Origin of the sequence: Streptomyces sp. NPDC048473, from assembly GCF_043200155.1 — a bacterium.
Lineage (GTDB): Bacteria > Actinomycetota > Actinomycetes > Streptomycetales > Streptomycetaceae > Streptomyces.
In genome coordinates this window covers 168,407-190,461 of the sequence record NZ_JBICXE010000010.1, presented here as the reverse complement: position 1 = coordinate 190,461, position 22,055 = coordinate 168,407, and the positions used below count along the sequence as shown (strand labels likewise).

Here is a 22,055-nt window from a genome sequence, read left to right as displayed (position 1 = left end):
GGCGCGGACAGCGGAAGGCGACCCCGCCGGCAGCGACCCGCACGCACCGACCGCGGTGCGCGCGGCGGTTGCACGCGCACTGGAGCTGCCGCCACAGCAACTGGCCGACGACCGTGACCTCTTCGAACTCGGCCTCGACTCACTGATGCTGATGTCCCTCGTCGGCACCTGGCGACGGGCGGGCAGCACCGTCACCTTCCAGGACCTCACGCGTGAGCCGACCCTGCGGGCCTGGACGGTCCTGCTCGGGCAAGCGCGGCCCGACGGCGAACCCGCCCCCGCATCTCCCACCCCGTCGGACGCGACGGCCGCCGAGGAGCAGTCCGGCTCCTTCCCGCTGGCCACCATGCAGCACGCCTACTGGATCGGACGTCAGGACGGGCAGCCTCTCGGCGGTGTCGCCGCGCACTTCTACGTCGAACTCGACGGTCATGACGTCGATCCGGCCCGGCTCGATGCCGCCCTGCGCGCCCTCGTGCGGCGGCACGGCATGCTCAGGGCCGTCTTCGACGATGAGGGCCGCCAGCGCTTCGGTGCCGCAGGTGCGCCCCTCACCGTCCACGATCTGCGTGCACGCACCACCGGTGAGGCCGAGTCCGAGCTGGAGCGACTGCGTGAGAACAACACCCACGACCGCCCGGACATCACCACGGGCGAGGTCTTCCGTGCCGCCCTGTGCCTGCTCCCCGACGGGGGGACCCGGCTGCAGATCGACCTGGACATGATGGCCGGTGACGCGCTGAGCCTGCGGGTCCTCCTGTCCGACCTGCGCCGCTTCTACGAGTGTCCTGAGGATCCGCCGCGCGAGATGGGCCTGGACTACCGCCGGTACCTCGCGGAGCACGACGTCCGGCGAAGGGCCGAACGCGAACAGCATGCCGCCTGGTGGCGAGAGCGCCTGCCGGACCTGCCCCGCGCCCCCCGGCTGCCGACGACCGTCGACCCGCTCACCCCGGTCAGCGCGGACGACACCACGCTCACCCACTCCCGCCGCCTGCACCACTGGCTCGGCCCCGCCGACAAGGCCGCCCTTATCGCCGCGGCCCGCCGACACGGCATCACCCCCGCCGCCGCCCTCGCCACCGCCTTCGCCGAGGTCATCGCCGCCTGGAGCGACAGCCGGCGCTTCCTGCTCAACCTTCCGCTGTTCGACCGGGAGATGTTCACCCCCGAAGTGGCCGACCTGGTCGGTGACTTCAGCAGCTCGGTCCTGCTCGACGCGGACCTGAGCGCGCCGCACCCGTTCTCCCGGCAGGCGCGCGGCCTTCAGGAACGCCTTCAGGAGGGCATCGCCCACGGGGCATACGGCGGCGTCGAGGTGCTGCGCGACCTCGCCCGCGTCGAGGGCGCCCCGGTGCTGGCACCCGTCGTGTACACCAGCGCCATCGGCCTGGGCGAGATATTCGAGCAGGACGTCCAGAAGTCCTTCGGCCGCCCTTCCTGGATCATTTCGCAGGGACCGCAGGTCTACCTGGACGCGCAGGTCACCGAACTCGACGGCGGTCTCCTCCTCAACTGGGACGTGCGTGACGGGGTGTTCGAGACCGGCGTCCCCGACGCCGCGTTCCATGCCTACCGCCGCCTGATCGGCCGTCTCGTGACCGACCCCGAAGCGTGGGACCGGCCGGTGAACGGTCTGCTCGCGACCGACGTCCTGCCCCGCCGCGCGGTGGCGGCCCTGCCCGCCACGCCGGCCCCTGCCCGCGCCCTGCACACCCGCTTCTTCCGGCTGGCGGAGACCGAGCCGGACCGCGCTGCGGTCATCAGCACGACGGGTGACGCGATCACCTACGGCGAACTCGGCTGCCGAGCACGACAGATCGCCGCGCTGCTGCGCGACCACGGGGTGCGAGAGGGAGACACGGTCGCGGTGACCCTGCCCAAGGGCGCCGACCAGGTCGCCGCGGTGCTCGGCATCCTGGCCGCCGGAGCTGCCTACGCACCCGTCGGAGTGGAACAGCCCGCCGTACGACGAGCCCGCATCCACGCCGTGGCCGAAGCGTCCGCCGTACTCACCGACCGGGACCACGCCCACTTGTGCGCGGAAGCCTCCTCGGCTCCGGTGCTGCTCCTGGAGGACGCGGCGAAGGCGGAACCCGCACAGGTCGTCCAGCCGGATCCCGCCCTGCCGGCCTACGTGCTGTTCACCTCCGGCTCGACCGGACTGCCCAAGGGCGTCGAGGTGTCGCACCGAGCGGTCGTCAACACCATCGAGGCGATGGAGAAACAGCTCGGACTCGGCCCCGCGGACCGCACGCTCGCGATCTCCGCACTGGACTTCGACCTCGCCACCTGGGACATCTTCACCCCGCTGTCACTCGGCGGCCAGTTGGTCGCTGTGGGACAGGAGCACCGCCGCGATGCCCACCACTGGGCGCGGCTGGTGCGCACGCACGGGGTGACGCTGGTGCAGTGCGTGCCCGCCCTGCTGGACCTGCTGATGGCCGCCGGCGAGGACGACGGCCTCGGCGACTCCCCGCGCATGGCGCTGCTCGGCGGGGACTGGATCGGACTCGACCAGCCCCGCAGACTGCGGGCCCTCGTACCCGGCTGCCGTTTCGTGGCACTCGGCGGCATGACGGAGGCCGCGGTCCACTCCACGGTCTTCGAGGTGGAGGAGACCGACCCGGCCTGGAAGTCGGTCCCGTACGGTGTTCCGCTCCGCAACATGCGGGCACGTGTCGTGGACGAGCGCGGCCGTGACTGCCCCGATCTCGTCCCCGGCGAGCTGTGGATCGGCGGCCCCGGTGTGGCCAACGGATACCGGGGGGACCCCGAGCGGACCGCCGAACGTTTCGTCGAGCACGACGGCGAACGCTGGTACCGCAGCGGCGACCTGGCCCGCTACCGGCCCGACGGAGTGCTGGAGTTCCTCGGCCGCGCCGACCACCAAGTGAAGATCGGCGGCCACCGCATCGAACTCGGCGAGGTCGAGTCAGCGCTGGAGGACGACCCCGTCGTCCTGCACGCCGTCGCCACCGTCCTCGACACACCGGTGCGACACCTCGCCGCGGCCGTCTCCGCTCGCGACGAGGCACCCGACCCGGAGAAGGTCCGCCTCCGGGCGGCGGACCGACTGCCCGCCTACATGGTTCCCGAGCGCATACTCGTCATGCGCGACCTGCCCCTGACCGCCAACGGCAAACTCGACCGGGCCGCCGTCCGCCAAGCGCTGACCGAGGCCGCCGGCCAGGACGGACCGCGCACTTCCGAGCCTTTCGGTCCCGTGGAGACGGCCGTGGCGGCCGAGTGGGCCGACCTGCTCGACGTGGCCGACGTGGGACGCGAGAGCAGCTTCTTCCTGCTGGGCGGCGACTCGCTCGTCGCGACCCGCATGATCGGCCGACTGCGCGCAGCCGGATTCCCCGGCGCCCGTGTGGCCGACCTCTTCGCCCGCCCCGTGCTCCAGCACTTCTGCGAGACGCTGCACCCCGCGACGACCACCCACGAGCAGGCAGCCGTCCTCGTGCCCGACCCGTACCACGCCCACGAGCCCTTCCCGCTGACGGACGTCCAGGCCGCCTACCACACCGGCCGAGACCCTCGTTTCACCCTCGGCGGCGTCGGCACCTGGCACTACACGGAGTTCGACGGCACGGACGTCGACCTGCCCCGGCTGGAGCGCGCCTGGAACACCCTCGTCGCCCGCCACGGCATGCTCCGTGCCGTCGTCGACGACGGACGTCAGCGCGTCCTTCCCGAGGTGCCACCCGTGCGCATCCCCGTGGGGGACGCCTGCGACGGCGACACGACCAAGGCCCTGGCGGACCTGCGTGCCCGCCTGTCCCGCCAGGTCCGTGACCCCGCCCGGTGGCCGCTCTTCGCCATCGAGGCGGTGCGCTACCGCGAGGACGAGGATGCCGGGAAGGAGGACGGTGAGGTACGCACCCGCATCGGCATCGGCCTGGACTACCTGGTGCTCGACGCGCTCTCCATCACCACGCTCTACGCCGAACTGAACGCGCTCTACGCCGATCCGGACCAGGAACTGCCGCCCATCGATGTGACGTTCCGCGACTATCTGACCCGCCTCCCGGCGGACCCGGAGGCGGAAGCGCGTGCCCGCGCCCACTGGCAGTCCCGCCTGTCCGAACTGCCGCCGCCCCCCGCGCTCCCCTTCGACCGCGACCCCGCGACTCTCGACACGCCCGTCTTCACCCGGCGCCGACTGACCGTGCCCGCCGAGGACTGGCAGGCCGTCAAGCGGGACGCGGCCCGGCGCGGCCTCACCCCCTCCACCGTCCTGCTCGCCCTGTACGCGGAAACCCTGGCGACCTGGAGCGGGAGTGACGCCCTGACTCTCACGCTCACCCTCTTCAACCGCCGTGACGTCCATCCCCACATCCACCGGGTGTTGGGCGACTTCACCTCCCTGTCCCTCGCCGGATACCGGCGCGAGGGCACCTGCTGGCCGGCGGCGGCCAGGGTCCTGCAACGCCGTCAGGCCGAGGACCTCGACCACGCGGACGTGCCGATCGACTGGCTGCTGCGGGAGTTCGGCCGACGCACGGGCACAGTGGACGCGGCCGCACCCGTCGTGTTCACCAGTGCCATCGGAGTCGGTGACGCGACACTGGCCGCACCGGGCACCGGCTTCCCCGCCAAGGTCTGGGGCATCTCCCAGTCACCGCAGGTCTGCCTGGACAACCAGGTCACCGAGGAGTCCGGGAACCTGGTCGTCACCTGGGACGCCGTCGAGGAGCTGTTCGCCGAAGGCGTGCTGGACGCCATGTTCGCCGCCTACGAACGGCTCCTGCGGCACATCGTCGCCGACGACTGGGAAGCACCGCTCCCCGACCTGCTGCCAGCCTCCCAGTACGAACGGCGGGCTGCCGAGGCACGGGTGGCGGCCCTCGAACCGGTGGCTCCTCGCCTGCTGCACGACGCGTTCTTCAGCCACGCGACCACCACCCCCGGCCGCACCGCCCTCGTCACGACGGCAGGGCAGGAGGTGACCTACGGAGCCCTCGCCCGGCAGGCGCTGCGCATCGCCGCGTCGCTCGGCGACGCGGGCGTACGGCCGGGGAACCTGGTCGCGGTCACCCTGCCCAAGGGCCCGGAACAGATCGCGGCCGTCCTGGGAGTCCTCGCGACCGGAGCCGCCTACGTTCCCCTCAGCCTCGAACAGCCCACCGCACGACTGGAACGCGTGCACGCCACCGCCGGGTTCGAGGTGGTCCTCGGAACCTGGCCCGCCCCGGAGGCAGCCGGCCCCCGCAGCCTGTCCTTCGCGGACACGCAGCACCACGAGCCGCTGCCCACCCCCTGTACGACGTCTCCGCAGACGCTCGCCTACGTGATCTTCACCTCAGGCTCCACGGGCGAGCCCAAGGGGGTCGAGATCACCCACGCCGCAGCCTGGAACACGATCGCCGACATCAACGCCCGCCACGACATCAGCGGGGACGACCGTGTCCTCGCCCTCTCCGCGCTGGACTTCGACCTGTCCGTCTACGACATCTTCGGCCTGCTCGCGGCAGGAGGCTCCCTCCTGTTGCCCACCGAAGACCAGCGCCGTGAACCCGCCCGCTGGCCAAGCCTGCTGGATCAGTACCGCGTGACCGTCTGGAACACCGTCCCCGCCCTGCTCGACCTGCTGCTCGAGGCCGACGAACAGGGCGGCGCGGAAGGCAGCCGGATCGCAGGGCTTCGGACCGCACTGGTCTCCGGCGACTGGATCGGCCTGGACCTTCCCGCCCGGCTGCGGGCCCGGACCGCGCGGCCCTGCTCCTTCGTCGCCATGGGCGGCGCCACGGAAGCCGCCATCTGGTCCAACACCCTCACCGTCACCGATCTGGACGCCCAGTGGGTCTCCATCCCGTACGGACGTCCCCTGACCGGGCAGCACTACCGGGTGGTCGACCGGGCCGGCCGGGACTGCCCCGACTGGACGCCCGGCGAGCTGCTGATCGGTGGTGCCGGACTGGCTCGCGGCTACCTGGCCGACCCGGCCCGCACTGCCGAGAAGTTCGTCGAGCAGGACGGGCGACGCTGGTACCGGACGGGTGACCTGGGCCGGTTCCGGGGTGACGGACTGCTGGAGTTCCTCGGTCGGCTCGACAGCCAGCTGAAGATCGCAGGGCACCGCATCGAGGCAGGCGAGATCGAGGCCGCCCTGGAAGCACACCCGGCCGTCGCGCGGGCCGCCGTCGTGGCCGTGGGGGAGCGCACCGCCAAGCGCCTGGTCGCCTTCGCCGTACCGCAGGATCCCACCACGGTCTCCACGCCCGCCACCGAGTCCGCTCCTTCCGGTCCGGTCACACCCGCCGAGGATCCGGAACTCGCCGAGAGGCTCTTCGTCCTGTTGGCGGAACGGGTGCCGGTCTACGCCGTCCCGTCCCGCATTCTCCTGCTTCCCACGCTGCCCCTCACCGCGAACGGCAAGGTCGATCGGGGAGCCCTGGCCGGCATGGCGGGCCCGCAGACGGCGGCCACCGGTGCCGAACCGCCACGGGGCGAAACCGAAGAAGCCCTTGCCGCGCTCTGGCACGAATACCTGCCGCAATGGGTGCCGGACCGCGACGTCAACTTCTTCACCGCAGGCGGCGACAGCCTCACCGCACTGCGCCTGCTGACCGCGATCGAGCGCCGTCTCGGGGCCACCGTGCCCGCCCGCCGCTTCTTCGCCGCACCGACCATCGCCGCGCTCGCTGCGGACGTCACCCGAACGCTCGCGGCCCACGCGACCACCTATGAGACCGGAGAGCTGTGAACATCGCTGAACTGCTGGCCCGATACGCCGACGAGGGCGTGGTGCTCTGGGCCCAGGACGGACAACTGCGGTTCCGGGCCCCCCAGGGCCGGCTCACCGACACGCACCGCGCCGAACTGCGCACGCACAAGGACGCCATCCTGCGCCACCTGGAGGCAGGGGAGCCCACGCTGCGGAGCGACCCCGGCAACCGCCACGAACCGTTCCCGCTGACGGACATCCAGGCCGCCTACCTCATCGGCCGCACCGACGCCTACGCCTACGGCGGCATCGGCTGCCACGCCTACGTCGAGCTGCGCTACCCCGACCTCGACGTGGACCGAGTGACCGCCGCGTGGCGCGAGTTGGTCCAGCGCCACGACATGCTCCGTGCCGTGGTCCATCGCGACGGCCACCAGCGGGTCCTGCCCGAAGTTCCCGCCCTCGTGGTCGGGACCGACGACCTGACCGCGCTCCCGTCCGACACGGCCGAGGCAGAGCTGGAACGCACGCGAGCACGCCTGTCCACCCGCGAGGCCCCCACCGACCGGTGGCCGCTCTTCGCCGTGCACGTCACCCGGACCGCCGGGCAGGCTGTGCTCCACCTCTCCTTCGACATGCTCGTCGTCGACCACGCCAGTCTGCGTATCCTGCTCGCCGAGTTCCAGGGGAGCTACGGTGGTGCCGCCCTCTCCGACGCACCGCGGATCACCTTCCGCGACTACGTCCTGGCCCGCCGCGCACTCGCCGACAGCGACGCACACACCCGCGACCGCGCCTACTGGACCGGACGCCTCGACACCCTGCCGCCCGCCCCCGAACTTCCCCTCGCCGAACACTGGGAAGCCGATGTGGACGATCACGGAGGGACCGGAAGTACGCTGGCTCCCGACGGCACGGTGACGTTCCGCCGACTGGAGACCCTGCTGTCCGCGGCCGACCGGGACCGCCTCACCGGCCGGGCGGCGCGGCGAGGACTGACCGTGTCGACCGCCCTGCTCACCGCATACGCCGAGACGGTCGGCGCCTGGTCCCGCACCAGCCGCTTCACGCTCAACGTGCCTACCGTCGACCGACCCGCTCTGCACGACGACATACACCGCCTCATCGGCGACTTCACCTCGCTCGAACTCCTCGCCGTCGACCTCGACGCCCCGGCCACCTTCACCGACCGGACCAGGGCGGTGGGGGAGCAGCTCCTCGAAGACCTGGCGCATGCGTCGTTCACCGGCTCGGAGGTGCTGGCCGAACTCTCCCGCCGCGCCGGCTCCCCGGTGCTGATGCCGGTCGTCTTCACCAGCGCCCTGGGCACCGGCGCCACCTCCGAGGGAGTGCCTCCCGAGGTGACGTACGCCGTGACCCGGACGCCGCAGGTATGGCTCGACTGCCAGGTCATGCAGCGCGGTGACGCGTTGATTCTGTCCTGGGACATCCGGGAGGCCGCACTCGCCCAGGGGGTGGCCGACGCCATGTTCGAGGCGTACACGGCACTCGTACGGTCGCTGTCGGCCGAGGGCGAAGCCGGAGAGGCCGCCTGGGACGCCCCGGTCCGCATTCCTTTGCCCGAGGCGCAGGCGGCACGCCGACGCGCGGTCAACACGACCGGGGGGCCCCTGCCGGACGCCCTGCTTCACGAACCCGTAATCGCCCAGGCGCAGGCCACACCGGACGCGATCGCCGTCCGGACCCCCGACCTCGCCCTCACCTACCGACAGCTCGTGGCCCGCGCGAGCGCTCTGGCTCGTGCACTGACGGGCTCCGGGCTTCGCCCGGGGGAACCCGTGGCCATCTGGGCCGACAAGGGCTGGGAGCAGGTCGTCGCGGTCTTCGGCACTCTCATGGCGGGTGGCGCCTATCTGCCCGTCGACACCGCTCAGCCGCCGGCCCGTCGGGACACGATCATCGCGGACGCGGGCGTTCGCACGGTCCTCACCCAATCCTGGCTCGCCGAGATCGACGACCTGCCGGAAAGCATCACGGCCGTCGCCGTCGACCTCGTCGTACCCGAGGACACCGTGGCCGCGCCGGACGTGCGTGGCAGCCGATGCGACCCGGACGACCTCGCCTACATCATCTACACGTCGGGTTCCACCGGCACGCCCAAGGGTGTGATGATCAGTCACCGAGCCGCCCTCAACACTGTCGAGGACATCAACCGGCGCTACGCCGTCACCGGGAGCGACCGCGTCCTCGGCATCGCGGGGCTGGGCTTCGACCTGTCCGTCTACGACCTGTTCGGGCCGCTCGCGGTGGGTGCCACCCTCGTCCTGCCCGCTGCCGACCGGCGAGGGGACCCCTCCCACTGGGCCGAACTCGTCCGCGACCACGGCGTGACCGTGTGGAACTCGGTCCCCGGGCAGCTCCACATGCTGTGCGACTGGCTCCGCTCCGAGCCCCCCGCCGGCGACGCCTCGCTGCGGCTCGCGCTCATATCCGGTGACTGGATACCCGTCTCGCTGCCCGACCAGGCCCGTGAACTCCTCCCGGGACTGGACATCATCTCGCTCGGCGGAGCCACCGAGGGCTCCATCTGGTCCATCGCCCACCCGATCGGCGAGGTGGACACCGCCCGCCCGAGCATCCCGTACGGCAAGCCCCTGACCAACCAGACCTTCGCCGTACTCGACCGGCACCTGCGGCCCCGCCCCGAATGGGTGCCGGGCGAGCTGTACATCGGCGGCGCCGGCGTCGCCCTGGGCTACTTCGGCGACGAGGAGCGCACGGCACAGCGGTTCCTCACCGACCCCGCCCCCGGAGGGCGCCTGTACCGCACGGGCGACCTCGGGCGGTACCTCCCCGACGGAACCATCGAGTTCCTGGGCCGCGAGGACGCCCAGATCAAGATCCGCGGATACCGTGTCGAACTCGCCGAAGTGGAGGCCGCCGTACAGGCCCACCCGGCGGTCGCGGCGGGCGCCGTGATCGTCGATGACTCCGCGGCGGGCGGACGGCGCCTCGCCGCGTTCGTGGAGACGGCCCGCAAGGACGGGGATGCCGGCCTTCCCGGAGCACCCTCTGGGGACGGCTACGATCCCGCCGCGGCGACCAGGGCACAGGCGCGTACGGTGGCCGCCGACGCCGTACGTCAAGCCTCGGCCGCCGTCGACACCGCGCGGCTCACAGACTTCCTCAGCGCCCTCGACGAGGTGGCCATCGCCGAGATGACCCGCGTCCTCGCCGCCTCCGGAACATTCGCCGACGGTGCGTCGCGCACCGCGGAGGAAGTGGGCACGGCCCTGCGCGCCACGCCCCGGCACCGGCACATCGTGCGCCGCTGGCTGCGCGCCCTGGCCGTACGCGACCGGCTCACCCACCAGAGCCCGGACGACACCTACACCGGCCTGGTGCCCGTGTCCGAGACCGAGAAGGAACGCCGCTGGCAGCGGGCCGCGGCACTGGAGCACGAGATCGGCTGGAGCACGGAGCTGCTCACCGTCATGCGTACGTGTGCCGAGCGACTGCCCGAGCTGATCTCCGGCGAGACGGGCATCCAGGAACTGCTCTTCCCCGGAGCGGCCACGGATGCCGCGGATGCCGCTTACCGTGACAACCTCGCCATCCGGCACCTCAACCGCGCGGTGGTCGCCGCACTGCGGGAGATCGCTGCCGGCCACACTGGCGAGGAGCGGATGCGCGTCCTCGAAGTGGGCGGCGGCGTCGGCGGCACCACCGGCGAACTCGTGCCCGTCCTCGCCGAGTACGGCGTGGACTATCTGTTCACCGATGCCTCCGCCTTCTTCCTGAACGAAGCCCGCGAGCGCTTCGCCGACCATGCCTGGGTCCGCTACCAGCGCTTCGACGTCGACGAGGACCCCCGCGCCCAGCACCTGCTGCCCAACACCTTCGACGTCGTGATCTGCGCCAACACGCTCCACGCCGCCGCCGACGCGGACGCCGCCGTGGGCCGGCTGCGGGAACTGCTGGTGCCGGGCGGCCAGCTGGTGTTCGTGGAGAACACCCGCGACGAGAACCTCCCCCTGCTGGTCTCCATGGAGTTCCTGGAGGTCGCCGGCCGGACCTGGACCGATGTGCGCGAGCACACCGGGCAGTCCTTCCTCACCCACACCCAGTGGCGTGAACTCCTGGACGCACAGGGGGCCTCGGAGGTCACCTCACTGCCCGACGCCCGGGACCCCCTGGCCCTCACCGGGCAGGAGGTCTTCTTCGCCACCCTGAAGGACGACCGCTGTCACGTTCCCACGGGTGAGCTTGCCCGCACGGCGGCCACCCGGCTCCCGGAGTACATGCTTCCGTCGGTGTGGCAGGTCGTCGACGCCCTGCCCCGTACGGCCAACGGCAAGACCGACCGCGCTCGCCTGCGGACCTGGCTGCCCCGCGAAAGCGCACCGGTCGTCGTGGACGAACAGCCGAAGGACGAGCTGGAGAACAGCCTCGCCGACCTATGGGCGGAACTCCTCGCTGTCGAACGTGTCACCCGCAACGACGACTTCTTCGACCTCGGCGGCGACTCCCTCCTGGTCGCACGCATGGTGGGCCGCTTGCGCGAACGCGTACCGCAGGCGGCCGACCTGGAATGGGAGGTCGTCCTGCGCCACATGCTGCGCCGCCCCACGGTCGCCGGTCTCGCCGGCTTCCTGCGCGGTCTGGCCGCCCCCGAGGACGCGCCCTCGGCGGACGCCGTGCGCACCGACCCGGTGATCCACCTGCACGGCGCCCGCTCCGAGGACGAGCCGACGACCGTCCTGGTACATGCGGGAACCGCGACGATCATGCCGTACCGGGCGCTGGTCACCGAGATCAGACGCCGCTCACCAGGTCTCGCCGAGGTCGTCGGCGTCGAGGTCCCGGACCTGAACGGATTCCTCGCCGCGCCCCCTGAGGGACTCATCGAGCAGATGGCGGCCGACTACGCCCGCGCCCTGACGGCGGACGGCCGCAGCCGCTTCCACGTCGTCGGCTACTGCCTGGGCGGCCTGATCGCCACCGAGGTGGCGCGCAACCTGGCCGAGTCCGGGGCCGAGGTGGAGAGCCTCACCGTCATCAGCAGCCACAGCCCCCGCTTCCGGCTCGACGACGAACTCCTCGCCGAGTACTCCTTCGCCGTCATGATGGGCATCGACCCGGCCGACCTCGGCTTCCCCGACGACCAGTACCGGGTCGCAGCGGCCGCCGACGCCGTCCTCGCCGCCAGCCCCGGTGTGCTGCCGGACGGCGGACTGGCCGGACTGCCCGAGGAGTTCGACGACGTGGCGGCGCGATTCCGGGAACTGGCGGAGGTCCCCCGCGCGACCCGCATCGAGCGGATGTGCGCGGCGGTCCCCGCCTCGGCGGGCACCTACGAACCCGATCACATGACGCGGCTCTTCCTCGCGTTCCGGCAGAGCGTCTTCGCCATCACCCGCTACGACGCCGAGCCCTACGCGGGCGACATCACCTTCCTGCGCCACGACGGCGCCTACCCCTTCCCCGGCAGCAAGGACGCCGTCACCACCTACTGGGAGGAACTGACGCTGGGAGACCTGGACATCGTCGACATCGGCGGCGACCACTACAGCTGCCTGTCCGTCGAGCACGCGCCCGGCATCCTCAAGACCCTCGGTGAGCTGACCCAGGGGGCGATCACCCGATGAACAAGCCAGTGATCGGGGTCCTCGGGGCATCCGGTGCGGTCGGCCGGGCCGCCGTACGGGAGCTGCGCAGGCTCGGCCACACCAGGCTCCGCCTGGGAGGACGGACCGCGTCCGCCCTGAGCGCTGTCGCCGAGGAGAACCCCACCTGCCACGACGAGACGGTCCGGGCCGACGCCACCGATCCGGAGGACCTGCGCGCCTTCACCGAGGGCTGCGACATCGTCCTCAACTGCGTCGGACCCACTTACCGGCTCCGGGCCACGGTGGCCTCCGCGGCACTCGCCGCCGGTGCCCACTGCGTCGACGTGGCCGGGGACGACCCTGCCGCCGAAGACCTCCTCAAGGCCGGTGATCCGACCCTCGGCGGCCGCACTGTCGTCCTTTCCGCGGGAGCCCTGCCCGGGCTGTCGAGCCTCCTGCCGCGCTGGCTGGCCGGGCAGGGACTGGACGCGGCCGCGGCGCTGACCGCGTACTGCGGTGGCCTGGAGACCTGTTCACCGACCGTGGCGCACGATCTCATGCTCTCCCTGACCTCCGGTGGCGCGGACGGTGCGGCATACGGCGAGGCGCTGGCGGCCGTTCGCGGCGGGCGGCGCGCCTCACGTGCCCTGCGCACGGCCGAGGACACCGAACACGAGGCGTTCCCCGGCCGGGTCGCGGTGCAGCCCTACCTCAGCGGCGAAAGTGAACGCCTCGCCACCGTCCTGGGCCTGGACCGGCTCGACTGGTACAACGTCCACCCCGGCCGGGCCGTACGCGCGCTGCTCAACGTCCTGCCGGGACGTCTCGCAGCCGGAGAAGACCCCGACCGGCTCGCGGAGCGGCTGATCCTGGCCGCCGACCTTGACCTGGCCGGGCGCAAGCCCTACTACGTCATGGACTTCGCGCTGTCGGGAACGGCGTCCGCACGGCCGGCCACCGCGGGGCTGACCCTGCGCGCCGCCAGCAGCTACCGCCTCACCGCGGCCGTCGGCGCCCTCGCGGTGGAAGCGGTACTGCGAGGCGAAGTTCCGGCGGGCGTGCACTTCGCCTGCGACGTCCTGGATCCGGACACCGTGGTCACGCACCTGCGATCCCACGGGGCTGCCGATCTCCGGCTCACCGGCGCGGCGGCCGAAGCCGAACAAGTGGAAGAAGGCGTGCTGTGAGCGAAGCGTCGCCCCTGCGTGTACTGGTCTGCGGTACCAACTTCGGCCGCTTCTACGCCGAGGCGGTACGTCGGCGCCCCGGCTACCTCCTGGCCGGTGTCCTGAGCCGGGGTTCGGCAGCGTCCCGCGCGTACGCCCAGAGCCTGGGCGTCCCGTTCTACACGGCCGTGGCCGACCTTCCGGAGGATGTCGACGCCGCCTGCGTCGCGGTGAGTTCCTCCATATCGGGTGGCCCGGGCACCGAGTTGGCCAGGGCGCTTATGGACCGGGGCATCCACGTCCTCCAGGAACACCCCGTCCACGTCACCGAGCTGATGGACAACCTCAAACACGCCCGCAGGCGGGGGGTGCAGTACCGCCTCAACACCCACTACCCGCATGTCGCTCCCGTCCGCGTCTTCATCGAGGCAGCCCGCCGGCTCGTCCAACGGCAGCGACCGCTCTTCGTGGACGCCGCCACCCCGGTCCACCTGATGCATCCCCTGGTGGACATCCTCGGTCAGGCGATGGGCACGCTCCGGCCCTGGCGGTTCGCGGACCCGGCGCCGCTGCCCGCCGAGATCGGACCGCAGCCGTTCCGTTCCCTGCACGGTGTGTTCGCCGGCGTACCCCTCACCCTGCGGGTGCACCACCAGCTCGACCCGTCCGACCGGGACAACCATGCCCTGCACTGGCACCGGATCTCCGTCGGAACAGAGGGCGGAGTGCTCACCCTGGCCGACACCCACGGCCCGGTGCTGTGGAGCCCTCGGCTGCACATCGGCCGGGACATGGACCGGCGGTTCGTCCTGGACGGGCCGGGAACCGGGCGACTGGGGCTCGGCACCACGGCCGTGGTCGGCACCACGGGGACCTTCCGTGCGGTCTTCTCCGACCTGTGGCCCGAAGCGATCGGCACGGCCCTAGACGGTCTCCGCGAGGCCGTCGCCCAGGGCGGGGACGCCTTGCGCGCGGGCCAGTACGACCTGGCCGTGTGCCGCATCTGGACCGACCTCGCGGCACGGCTGGGACCACCCGAGATCGTCCGGCCGGCCACCCCCCTGCCCCTGGCGGTCAGCGACATATTCCCAGTGCCGGAGGGCTTCCCAGGCGATACCACATCCTGCTCGGAACCGTCCTCGCACGTCGCAGGTCCGACCCCCGCCGGTGAGCCGACCGGCTTCTCGCCCGAGACGGTTTCGGTCCGTCCCGCAGACGCCGCGCCATACTCCCCGTCGGCCGAGTTCTTCGACCTCTTCGCCGCCGAGCACACCGCGACCTCCAGCGTCCCGGCGGTCGCCGCCCTCCTCGCCGAAGCGGATCTGAGCGCGGGGCCGGTCGTCGACATCGGTGCGGGCACCGGTCTGGTCACCGAGGCCGTCGCCCGGGCCCGGCCGGACGCGCAGATCATTGCCTGTGAACCGTCGGTCGGCATGCGGGCCGTGCTCACCAGCCGTGTCTTCAGTGACGAAGACCTGCGTACCCGGGTGACCGTCACCGCGGACTCCGCTCCCGACCTGGAGCTTCCCGACCGGATCAGCGTCGTCCTGCTGTGCGGAGTTCTCGGCCACCTCGACGCCGAAGAGCGGGCCAGGCTATGGCGGCGGCTGCATCAACGGCTGGCCCCCAGCGGGCTCGTCATCGTCGAACTCATGCAGTTCGAAAGCCCCTCGTCCCTGCCCGAGACCCGGCTCGCCACCGCCAGAGCCGGACGCCACCGCTATGAGTGGTCGTTCGCCGGAGCACCGGACGAGGCCGAGGACGGAGCGATGCGCCTGCACTCCACCTGGCGGGTCTACCAGGACGGCGCAGCCCATGCGACACGCGAAGTGCGCGACTCCTACCGCTGGGCACCCTTCGGACTGCAGGACGTGGCGGCCGAGTCCGGCATGACGGCACGCGCCCTGCCCACCCGCCCCGGAGCACCCCCACTGGCCGTACTCACCCGGACACCCGGCGGCCCCGACACGGCCCCACGGCTGCCGCACGCGCGGACCCCGTCCGACGGCCCGGACGCCCCGCGCACCGCCACTCCGCTCGTCTCCTCTCCCACCGACGGCTAGGACCCACCATGAGCACCCCCGAGACCTCGACCACGTCTCACGCCTCCGACCCACTCCGCACGGACACCGCTGCGGACACCACGGCCCCACCCCGGGACTTCCCCATCCAGCGCGGCTGCCCCTTCGCCGCGCCCGCGGAGTACGACGCGCTGCGCACCGACGAACCGGTCGCCCGCGTCACCCTGCCGACCAAGAAGGAAGCCTGGGTCGTCACCCGCTACGACGACGTCCGCGAACTGCTCTCCGACCCCCGTGTCAGCGCCGACATCCGCCGCCCGGGCTTCCCGGCCCTCGGCGAGGGCGAACAGGAAGCCGGGGCACGGTTCCGTCCCTTCATCCGCACCGACGCCCCCGAGCACACCAAGTACCGGCGCATGCTCCTGCCGGTGTTCACCGTGCGCCGGGTCCGGGAGATGCGCCCCGCCGTACAGGCACGGGTGGACGAGATCCTGGACGGCATGCTCGCCGCAGGCGGACCCGTCGACTTCGTCTCCGCGTACGCCAACGCCGTCTCCACCTCGGTGATCTGCGAACTCCTCGGCATCCCGCGCGAGAACCTGGAGTTCTTCCGGGACGTCACCCGGATCTCCGGCTCCCGCAACAGCACCGCCGAACAGGTTGCCGAAGCCCTCGGCGGTCTCTTCGGCCTGCTCGCCGAACTCATCGCCGAACGGCGGGAAGAACCCCGGGACGACCTGATCTCCAAGCTCGTCACCGACCATCTCGCCACCGGCCACGTGACCATGGACCAGCTGCTGTCCACCCTCGGCATCACCATCAACGCCGGCCGTGAGACCACCACGAGCATGATCGCCCTGAGCACTCTGCTCCTCCTGGACCGGCCGGAGCTGAAGGAGGAACTGCGCCGCGACCCCTCCCTCATGCCCGCCGCCGTCGACGAACTCCTGCGCGTCCTGTCCGTCGCCGACTCCATCCCCCTGCGCGTGGCCGCCGAGGACATCGACCTCTCCGGCCGGACGATCCCCGCCGACGACGGCGTCATCGCCCTCCTCGCCGGGGCCAACCACGATCCCGAGCAGTTCGACGAGCCGGAGCGGGTCGACTTCCACCGCACCGACAACCACCACGTCGCGTTCGGCTACGGCGTCCACCAGTGCGTCGGACAGCACCTGGCCCGGCTGGAAATGGAGGTCGCCCTGGAGACACTCATCCGCCGGGTCCCCACCCTCCGCCTCGCCGGTGACCGGGACGACGTCGCCGTCAAGCACGACTCGGCCACCTTCGGCCTCGAAGAACTGAGGGTGACCTGGTGACCGCGTCCTCCTCACCGAACGTGTCGGTCCAGCACCCCGCCCAGCACTTCCCCCGGCCCTCCGCACGCGCAGTCCGAGCCGACAGCCCCTGGATCAGGCGGTGGAGCGGCGGGCCTGCTCCCCGCTTCACGCTCGTATGCCTGCCGCACGCGGGCGGAAGCGCGGGCTTCTACCGGCCCTGGGCGGCCATGATGCCCCCCGAGGTCGAACTCCTCGCCATCCAGTACCCCGGCCGCGAGGACCGTTTCGAGGATCCCGGGGCGGCCGACATGGGGGAGCTGGTCAGCGCGGTGGCGGACGCCCTCGAACCGCTGCTCGACCGGCCGTACGCCCTCTTCGGACACAGCATGGGCTCCGCCGTGGCCTGGGAGCTGGCCCACGAGCTCACCGGCCGCCGAAACCTCCCCCCGCACCGGCTGTTCGCGTCAGGCAGGGCGGCACCCGGCACCGCCGTGACCGGGCAACTGCACCGCCAGAACGACGACACCCTGAGCGCCGAACTGGCACGCCTCGGCGGAACCAGCCGAGAGGTCCTCGACGACCCCGGGCTGCGGTCCCTGATCCTGACGGCCGTACGTCACGACTACCGGATCATCGAGACGTACCGGCCGGCGGAGCGGCCGCCACTGGCCTGCCCCATGCACGTCCTGACCGGCAGCAAGGACCCCGAACTCGGGGAGGAACGCAGCCGCGACGGGGCAGGTGGCTGGGCGGACCTCACCACCGCCCGCACCGAAGTCCGCGTCTTCCCCGGCGACCACTTCTACCTCACCCCCCGACGCCGCGAGGTCGTCGCCACCGTGCTGCGCCGACTGGACCCCTCGCTGACCATCGGCGGCGCACACACCTGGCCGAGCACCCCGTGAACCGAGACCGCAACGCCACCCGTATACGACCCACCACGCCCGCCCCCACCCGGAGAACGCCGTGATCGACTACTACTCGACCTCGGCCGAGTTCTACGAACTGGTCGCCACCCGGCACACGGCCAGCAGCGGCCCGCCGCTGGCCCGCGTCCTCACGGGTCTGGACACGTCCCACGGCCCCGTCCTGGAGATCGGGGCGGGCACCGGACGCGTGACGGAGGTCATCGCCTCCGCCCTGCCCGAGGCGGAGATCCTCGCGGCCGAGCCCTCGGCCACCATGCGCGCCATGCTCACCTCCCGGGTCGCCCGCGACCCGGACCTGCGCAAGCGCGTGACCGTCATGGACGGCGCCGCCCAGGACCTCGTCCTGCCCGAACGGCTCTCCGCCGTCGTGATCTTCGGCGTAGCCGGTCACCTCACCGTCCCCGAACGCGTCGCGCTGTGGAAACGGCTCGCGGACCGCCTTCCGGACGGTGCGCCCATCGTCGTCGAACTCATGGGAGTGACCGCGCCCCGCGTCATCCCACCCGTCATGTCCCTCAGGGAGACCATCGGACGCCAGACGTACGAGTGGTGGATCGGCGGCGAACCCACCGACGGCGACGCCATGCGGTTCACCACCACATGGAAGGTGCTGCGCGACGGCCGCACCGTGCGTGAGGTCTCCGACACCTACGACTGGCACACCTTCGACGTCGCCCGGCTGGCCCGCGAGGCCGGCATGACCAGCCGCCGCATCACCGAGGCCGGCGGCAGGCCCATCCCCGAAATCGGAGTACTCGTCAAGTGAAGTCACAACCGCCCGGGGCCGGTCAGGCCCCGGCAGCCGCGGATACCGCTGCCGACAGCACGGGCCCCCGCCTCACTCCGACTCCGCTCCGCGCGCTCGCCGAGCCGGTCCGCGGCCGACTGGCCCTCGCCACGGGCCTCCAGGCCGTCGCCGCCCTCGCCGGTGTGGTCCCCTTCATCGCCGTCTCCCGCATCGCCGAACTCCTCACCGCTGGGCCCCCGGCCGACGGCGACGCCCTCTGGCCGCTGGTGGTCCTGGCCTGCTCCTCGGGCTTCGTCGCCCTGGTGTGCGGCACGGCGGCCGGAGCCCTCGCCCACATCGCCGACAACAACCTCCAGCTCACCCTCCGCCGCCGGCTCGCCCGGCACATCGGACGGCTGCCGCTCGGCCGGCTCACCGAACGAGGCACCGGCGAGGTCAAGCAGGCCGTGCAGGACGACGTGAGCGCGCTGCACACGCTGTTCGCCCACACCCTGCTCGATGTCGTCGCGGTCCTCACCGCCCCGGTGCTGGCACTGGCCTACCTGTTCACGGTCGACTGGCGTCTGGCCCTCGTCAGCGTGGTGCCCCTGCTGCTGGGCGTGTACCTGTTCAGCCGGGCCATGGCGGGCGCGGCGGGACAGATGGCCGAGTTCGGTGCCGCCCTGGGACGGATATCCGCAGCCGCGGTGGAGTTCGCCTCCGGCATCGCCGTGTTCAAGAGCTTCGGGCGCGGGAGCAAGGCCCACGAGCGTTTCGTGCGCGCGACCGAGGGCTTCGCCGACTTCTTCTCCGGCTGGGTCCGGTCCACCCTGGTGACCTCCACCGCCGCGATCCTGGTGGTGGCGCCGGCCGTGGTCCTGCTGCTCCTGTCCGTTCTGGGCGCGGTGTTCATCACCCAGGACTGGATGACCGGCGCCGAACTCGTCCCCTTCCTCCTGCTCGGCCCCGCCGTCGCCGCCCCCATGGGCGTGGTGGGCCCCCGCATCCAGCAGATCCGTGCCGGCCAGGCCGCCGCCGTACGCATCACGGCACTGCTGCACGCCCCCACGCTCCCCGAGCCGGCAAACCCGGCCCTGCCCGACGGCCATCACGTTTCCTTGCGTGGGGTGTCGTTCTCCTACGACGGGCGGGCCGACGTCCTCAGCGGTGTCGATCTCGACCTCGCGCCCGGCACGGTCACCGCGCTGGTCGGCCCCTCCGGCTCCGGCAAGTCCACCCTGGCGTCGCTGCTGCCCCGCTTCCACGACGTCACCGCCGGTACGGTCACCCTCGGCGGCGTCGACCTCCGCGACATCCCCGCGGCCGAGCTGTACCGCCGGGTCGGCTTCGTCCTCCAGGACGTGCGGCTGTTGCGCGCGAGCGTCGCCGACAACATTCGGCTGGGCCGTCCCGACGCCACTGACGAGGAGGTCGAGCGGTGCGCCCGCGCCGCCCGCATCCACGACCGCATCACGGCCCTGCCTGACGGCTACGCCACCGAACTCGGCACGACCGTCACCCTCTCCGGTGGGGAGGCCCAACGCCTTTCCATCGCGAGGGCACTGCTCGCCGACGCCCCCGTTCTCGTCCTCGACGAGGCGACCGCGTACGCCGACCCGCACTCCGAGGCGCTGATCCAGGACGCGCTGTCCGAGCTCGCGGCCGGCCGGACCCTCCTCGTCATCGCCCACCGGCTGTCGACCATCCGCTCCGCCGACCGCATCGTGGTGCTGGAGGACGGACGCGTCACCGAACAGGGCCGCCACGACGACCTCCTGGCCGCTCAGGGCCGCTACGCCGCGCTGTGGGAGGCCCAGCGGACCGCGGGCCCGGACGAGAGCGATGGCCTACCGCACCACCGGTCCGCACCCGTGGGAGCCGGCCGCAGGGCGGACGACATCCGAGAAGGAAGTGCACGATGATCCGTCACCTCTACCGCGTCCTGGGACCGGAAGGCTCCCGCCCGCTGAACCGGCTGCTGGTCCTCCAGTCCGGTGCGGCCGTCCTGCAAGGAGTGGCCTTCGCCCTCCTCGTGCCGGTCCTTCAGGCCCTGCTCGGCGCGGACCCCGACGACGTCTGGCCCTGGCTGACGGCGTTCTCCGGCTGCGTACTCGGTTACGCGGCGCTGCAGGGCGCCGCGCTGAGCGGCGGGTTCACCGTCGGCTCCCAGCTTTCCCGGGTGCTGCACCGCCGACTGGCCGACCAGGCCCTGCGCCTGCCGATGGGCTGGTTCACCGACGGCCGCACGGCCGAGTTCAGCAGACTGGCCGGACAGAACGTCATCCAGGTGATGAGCACACCGGCCCACCTGCTGCGCCCATTCCTCACCTCCCTTCTCACCCCGGTGACACTGGTCATCGCCACCTTCTTCTTCGACGTCCGCACCGCCCTGGTGCTCCTGGTCTGCGCGCCCGTGCTGTTCGCCGTCCAGTTGGCCAGCACCGCGATGATGCGCCGACTCGACCTCGGCCGCGACGCCGCGGCCGGCGAATCCGCGGACCGCGTGCTGGAGTACACGCGCAACCAGCCGGTCCTGCGGGCGTTCGGCCGGACCGCGGAGGGTTACGGAGCGCTGGACGACGCGTTGGTGGCCGAGGCACGCGCCGATCGGCGGCTCATCGCGCGCGGCCTCCCCGGCCTGGTCTCGTTCACCTTCGCCACCCGACTCGTGTTCGCCCTGCTGCTCGCACTCGGGGTCTCCTGGCAGCTCGACGGGTCGCTCACCGTCCCCACCCTGCTGGCCCTCCTGGTCCTGCTGGTGCGGCTCATCGACAGCGTGTCGTCCGCAGCCGAGGCCGGCGCGGGCATGCGCATCGCCCGCAACACCCTCGAACGGCTCGGCGCCGTCCTCGACGAACCGCCGTTCCCCCAGCCCGTCGAGCCGCAGACACCCCGTGACGCGAGCGTGGAGTTCTCCGGGGTCGGCTTCCGCTACACCGACGGGACGGCCGACGCAGCTTCCGCACGCCCGGTCCTCAACGACGTGACGTTCCGCCTGCCCGAGCGCAGCATGACCGCACTGGTCGGGCCCTCCGGCGCCGGCAAGACCACGGTCGCCGCGCTGATCGCCCGCTTCCGTGACACCACGGACGGCACGGTCCGCATCGGCGGAGTCGATGTCCGCGAGATCGCCGCCGACGACCTGGCCGCCCACGTCTCCCTCGTCTTCCAGGACGTCTACCTCTTCGACGGAACCATCGAGGAGAACGTCAGGATCGCGTCCCCGGACGCCGCCCCGGACGAACTGGCGACTGCCGCCGCCCTGTCCGGGCTCGACCGGGTGATCACGGAGCTTCCCGACGGCTGGGACACCAAGGTGGGGGAGGGCGGGGCGAGGCTGTCGGGAGGGCAGCGCCAGCGCGTGTCCATCGCCCGCGCACTGCTGAAGGACGCTCCCATCCTCATCCTCGACGAGGCCACGGCCGCGCTCGACCAGGAGAACGAGGCGTTGTTCGCCGATGCCGTGCGCGCCCTGGCCGACCGCAAAACTCTGCTGGTCATCGCGCACCGGCTGAGCACCGTCGTCCACGCGGACCAGATCCTGGTCCTGGAGGACGGTGAGATCACCGAACGAGGCACGCACGACGACCTCGTCACGGCGGGCGGCACCTACGCGTCCTTCTGGCAGCGCCGGACCCGGGCCCACGGCTGGCGACTGGAGGCGGCACGGCCATGACTCCCCACCACGCACC

9 protein-coding genes are annotated in these 22,055 nt (G+C 72.0%); all 9 read left to right on the top strand.

The features are described from left to right. Positions 1-55 precede the first annotated feature (55 nt). The 9 genes from ACGFU7_RS19335 (at position 56) to ACGFU7_RS19295 (ending at position 22,039) form a co-directional block, all read left to right on the top strand. Positions 56-6,712, top strand: coding sequence for an amino acid adenylation domain-containing protein (locus ACGFU7_RS19335; RefSeq protein WP_393697285.1), 6,657 nt, complete (start codon positions 56-58; stop codon positions 6,710-6,712). Continuing rightward, complete coding sequence (locus tag ACGFU7_RS19330) at positions 6,709-12,282, top strand: amino acid adenylation domain-containing protein (protein WP_393697229.1); 5,574 nt, start codon at positions 6,709-6,711, stop codon at positions 12,280-12,282. The genes ACGFU7_RS19335 and ACGFU7_RS19330 overlap by 4 nt, the downstream gene beginning before the upstream one ends. Then, on the top strand, positions 12,279-13,430 hold the full coding sequence (locus ACGFU7_RS19325) for a saccharopine dehydrogenase NADP-binding domain-containing protein (RefSeq protein WP_393697228.1): 1,152 nt from the start codon (positions 12,279-12,281) through the stop codon (positions 13,428-13,430). The genes ACGFU7_RS19330 and ACGFU7_RS19325 overlap by 4 nt, the downstream gene beginning before the upstream one ends. Continuing rightward, positions 13,427-15,472, top strand: a complete 2,046-nt coding sequence (locus ACGFU7_RS19320; RefSeq protein WP_393697227.1) for a Gfo/Idh/MocA family oxidoreductase — start codon at positions 13,427-13,429, stop codon at positions 15,470-15,472. The genes ACGFU7_RS19325 and ACGFU7_RS19320 overlap by 4 nt, the downstream gene beginning before the upstream one ends. Positions 15,473-15,480: 8 nt before the next feature. After that, complete coding sequence (locus ACGFU7_RS19315; protein ID WP_393697226.1) at positions 15,481-16,746, top strand: cytochrome P450; 1,266 nt, start codon at positions 15,481-15,483, stop codon at positions 16,744-16,746. Next, complete coding sequence (locus tag ACGFU7_RS19310) at positions 16,743-17,612, top strand: alpha/beta fold hydrolase (protein WP_364940825.1); 870 nt, start codon at positions 16,743-16,745, stop codon at positions 17,610-17,612. Before ACGFU7_RS19315 ends, ACGFU7_RS19310 begins: the two co-directional genes overlap by 4 nt. 61 nt (positions 17,613-17,673) lie before the next feature. Beyond that, positions 17,674-18,402 carry a class I SAM-dependent methyltransferase gene (locus tag ACGFU7_RS19305; protein WP_393697225.1) on the top strand — a complete coding sequence of 243 codons (729 nt, stop codon included), beginning with the start codon at positions 17,674-17,676 and terminating at the stop codon, positions 18,400-18,402. After that, positions 18,399-20,285, top strand: a complete 1,887-nt coding sequence (locus ACGFU7_RS19300) for an ABC transporter ATP-binding protein (RefSeq protein ID WP_393697224.1) — start codon at positions 18,399-18,401, stop codon at positions 20,283-20,285. The genes ACGFU7_RS19305 and ACGFU7_RS19300 overlap by 4 nt, the downstream gene beginning before the upstream one ends. Further along, positions 20,282-22,039: an ABC transporter ATP-binding protein gene (locus tag ACGFU7_RS19295; protein WP_393697223.1), complete on the top strand. Its 1,758-nt coding sequence runs from the start codon at positions 20,282-20,284 to the stop codon at positions 22,037-22,039. The genes ACGFU7_RS19300 and ACGFU7_RS19295 overlap by 4 nt, the downstream gene beginning before the upstream one ends. Positions 22,040-22,055: the final 16 nt, after the last annotated feature.

Excerpts from the sequence above, each read along its gene's own strand:
- ACGFU7_RS19315 (WP_393697226.1), top strand. The coding sequence starts at position 15,481 with ATGAGCACCCCCGAGACCTCGACCACGTCTCACGCCTCCGACCCACTC.
- ACGFU7_RS19295 (WP_393697223.1), top strand. The coding sequence starts at position 20,282 with ATGATCCGTCACCTCTACCGCGTCCTGGGACCGGAAGGCTCCCGCCCG.
- ACGFU7_RS19325 (WP_393697228.1), top strand. The coding sequence starts at position 12,279 with ATGAACAAGCCAGTGATCGGGGTCCTCGGGGCATCCGGTGCGGTCGGC.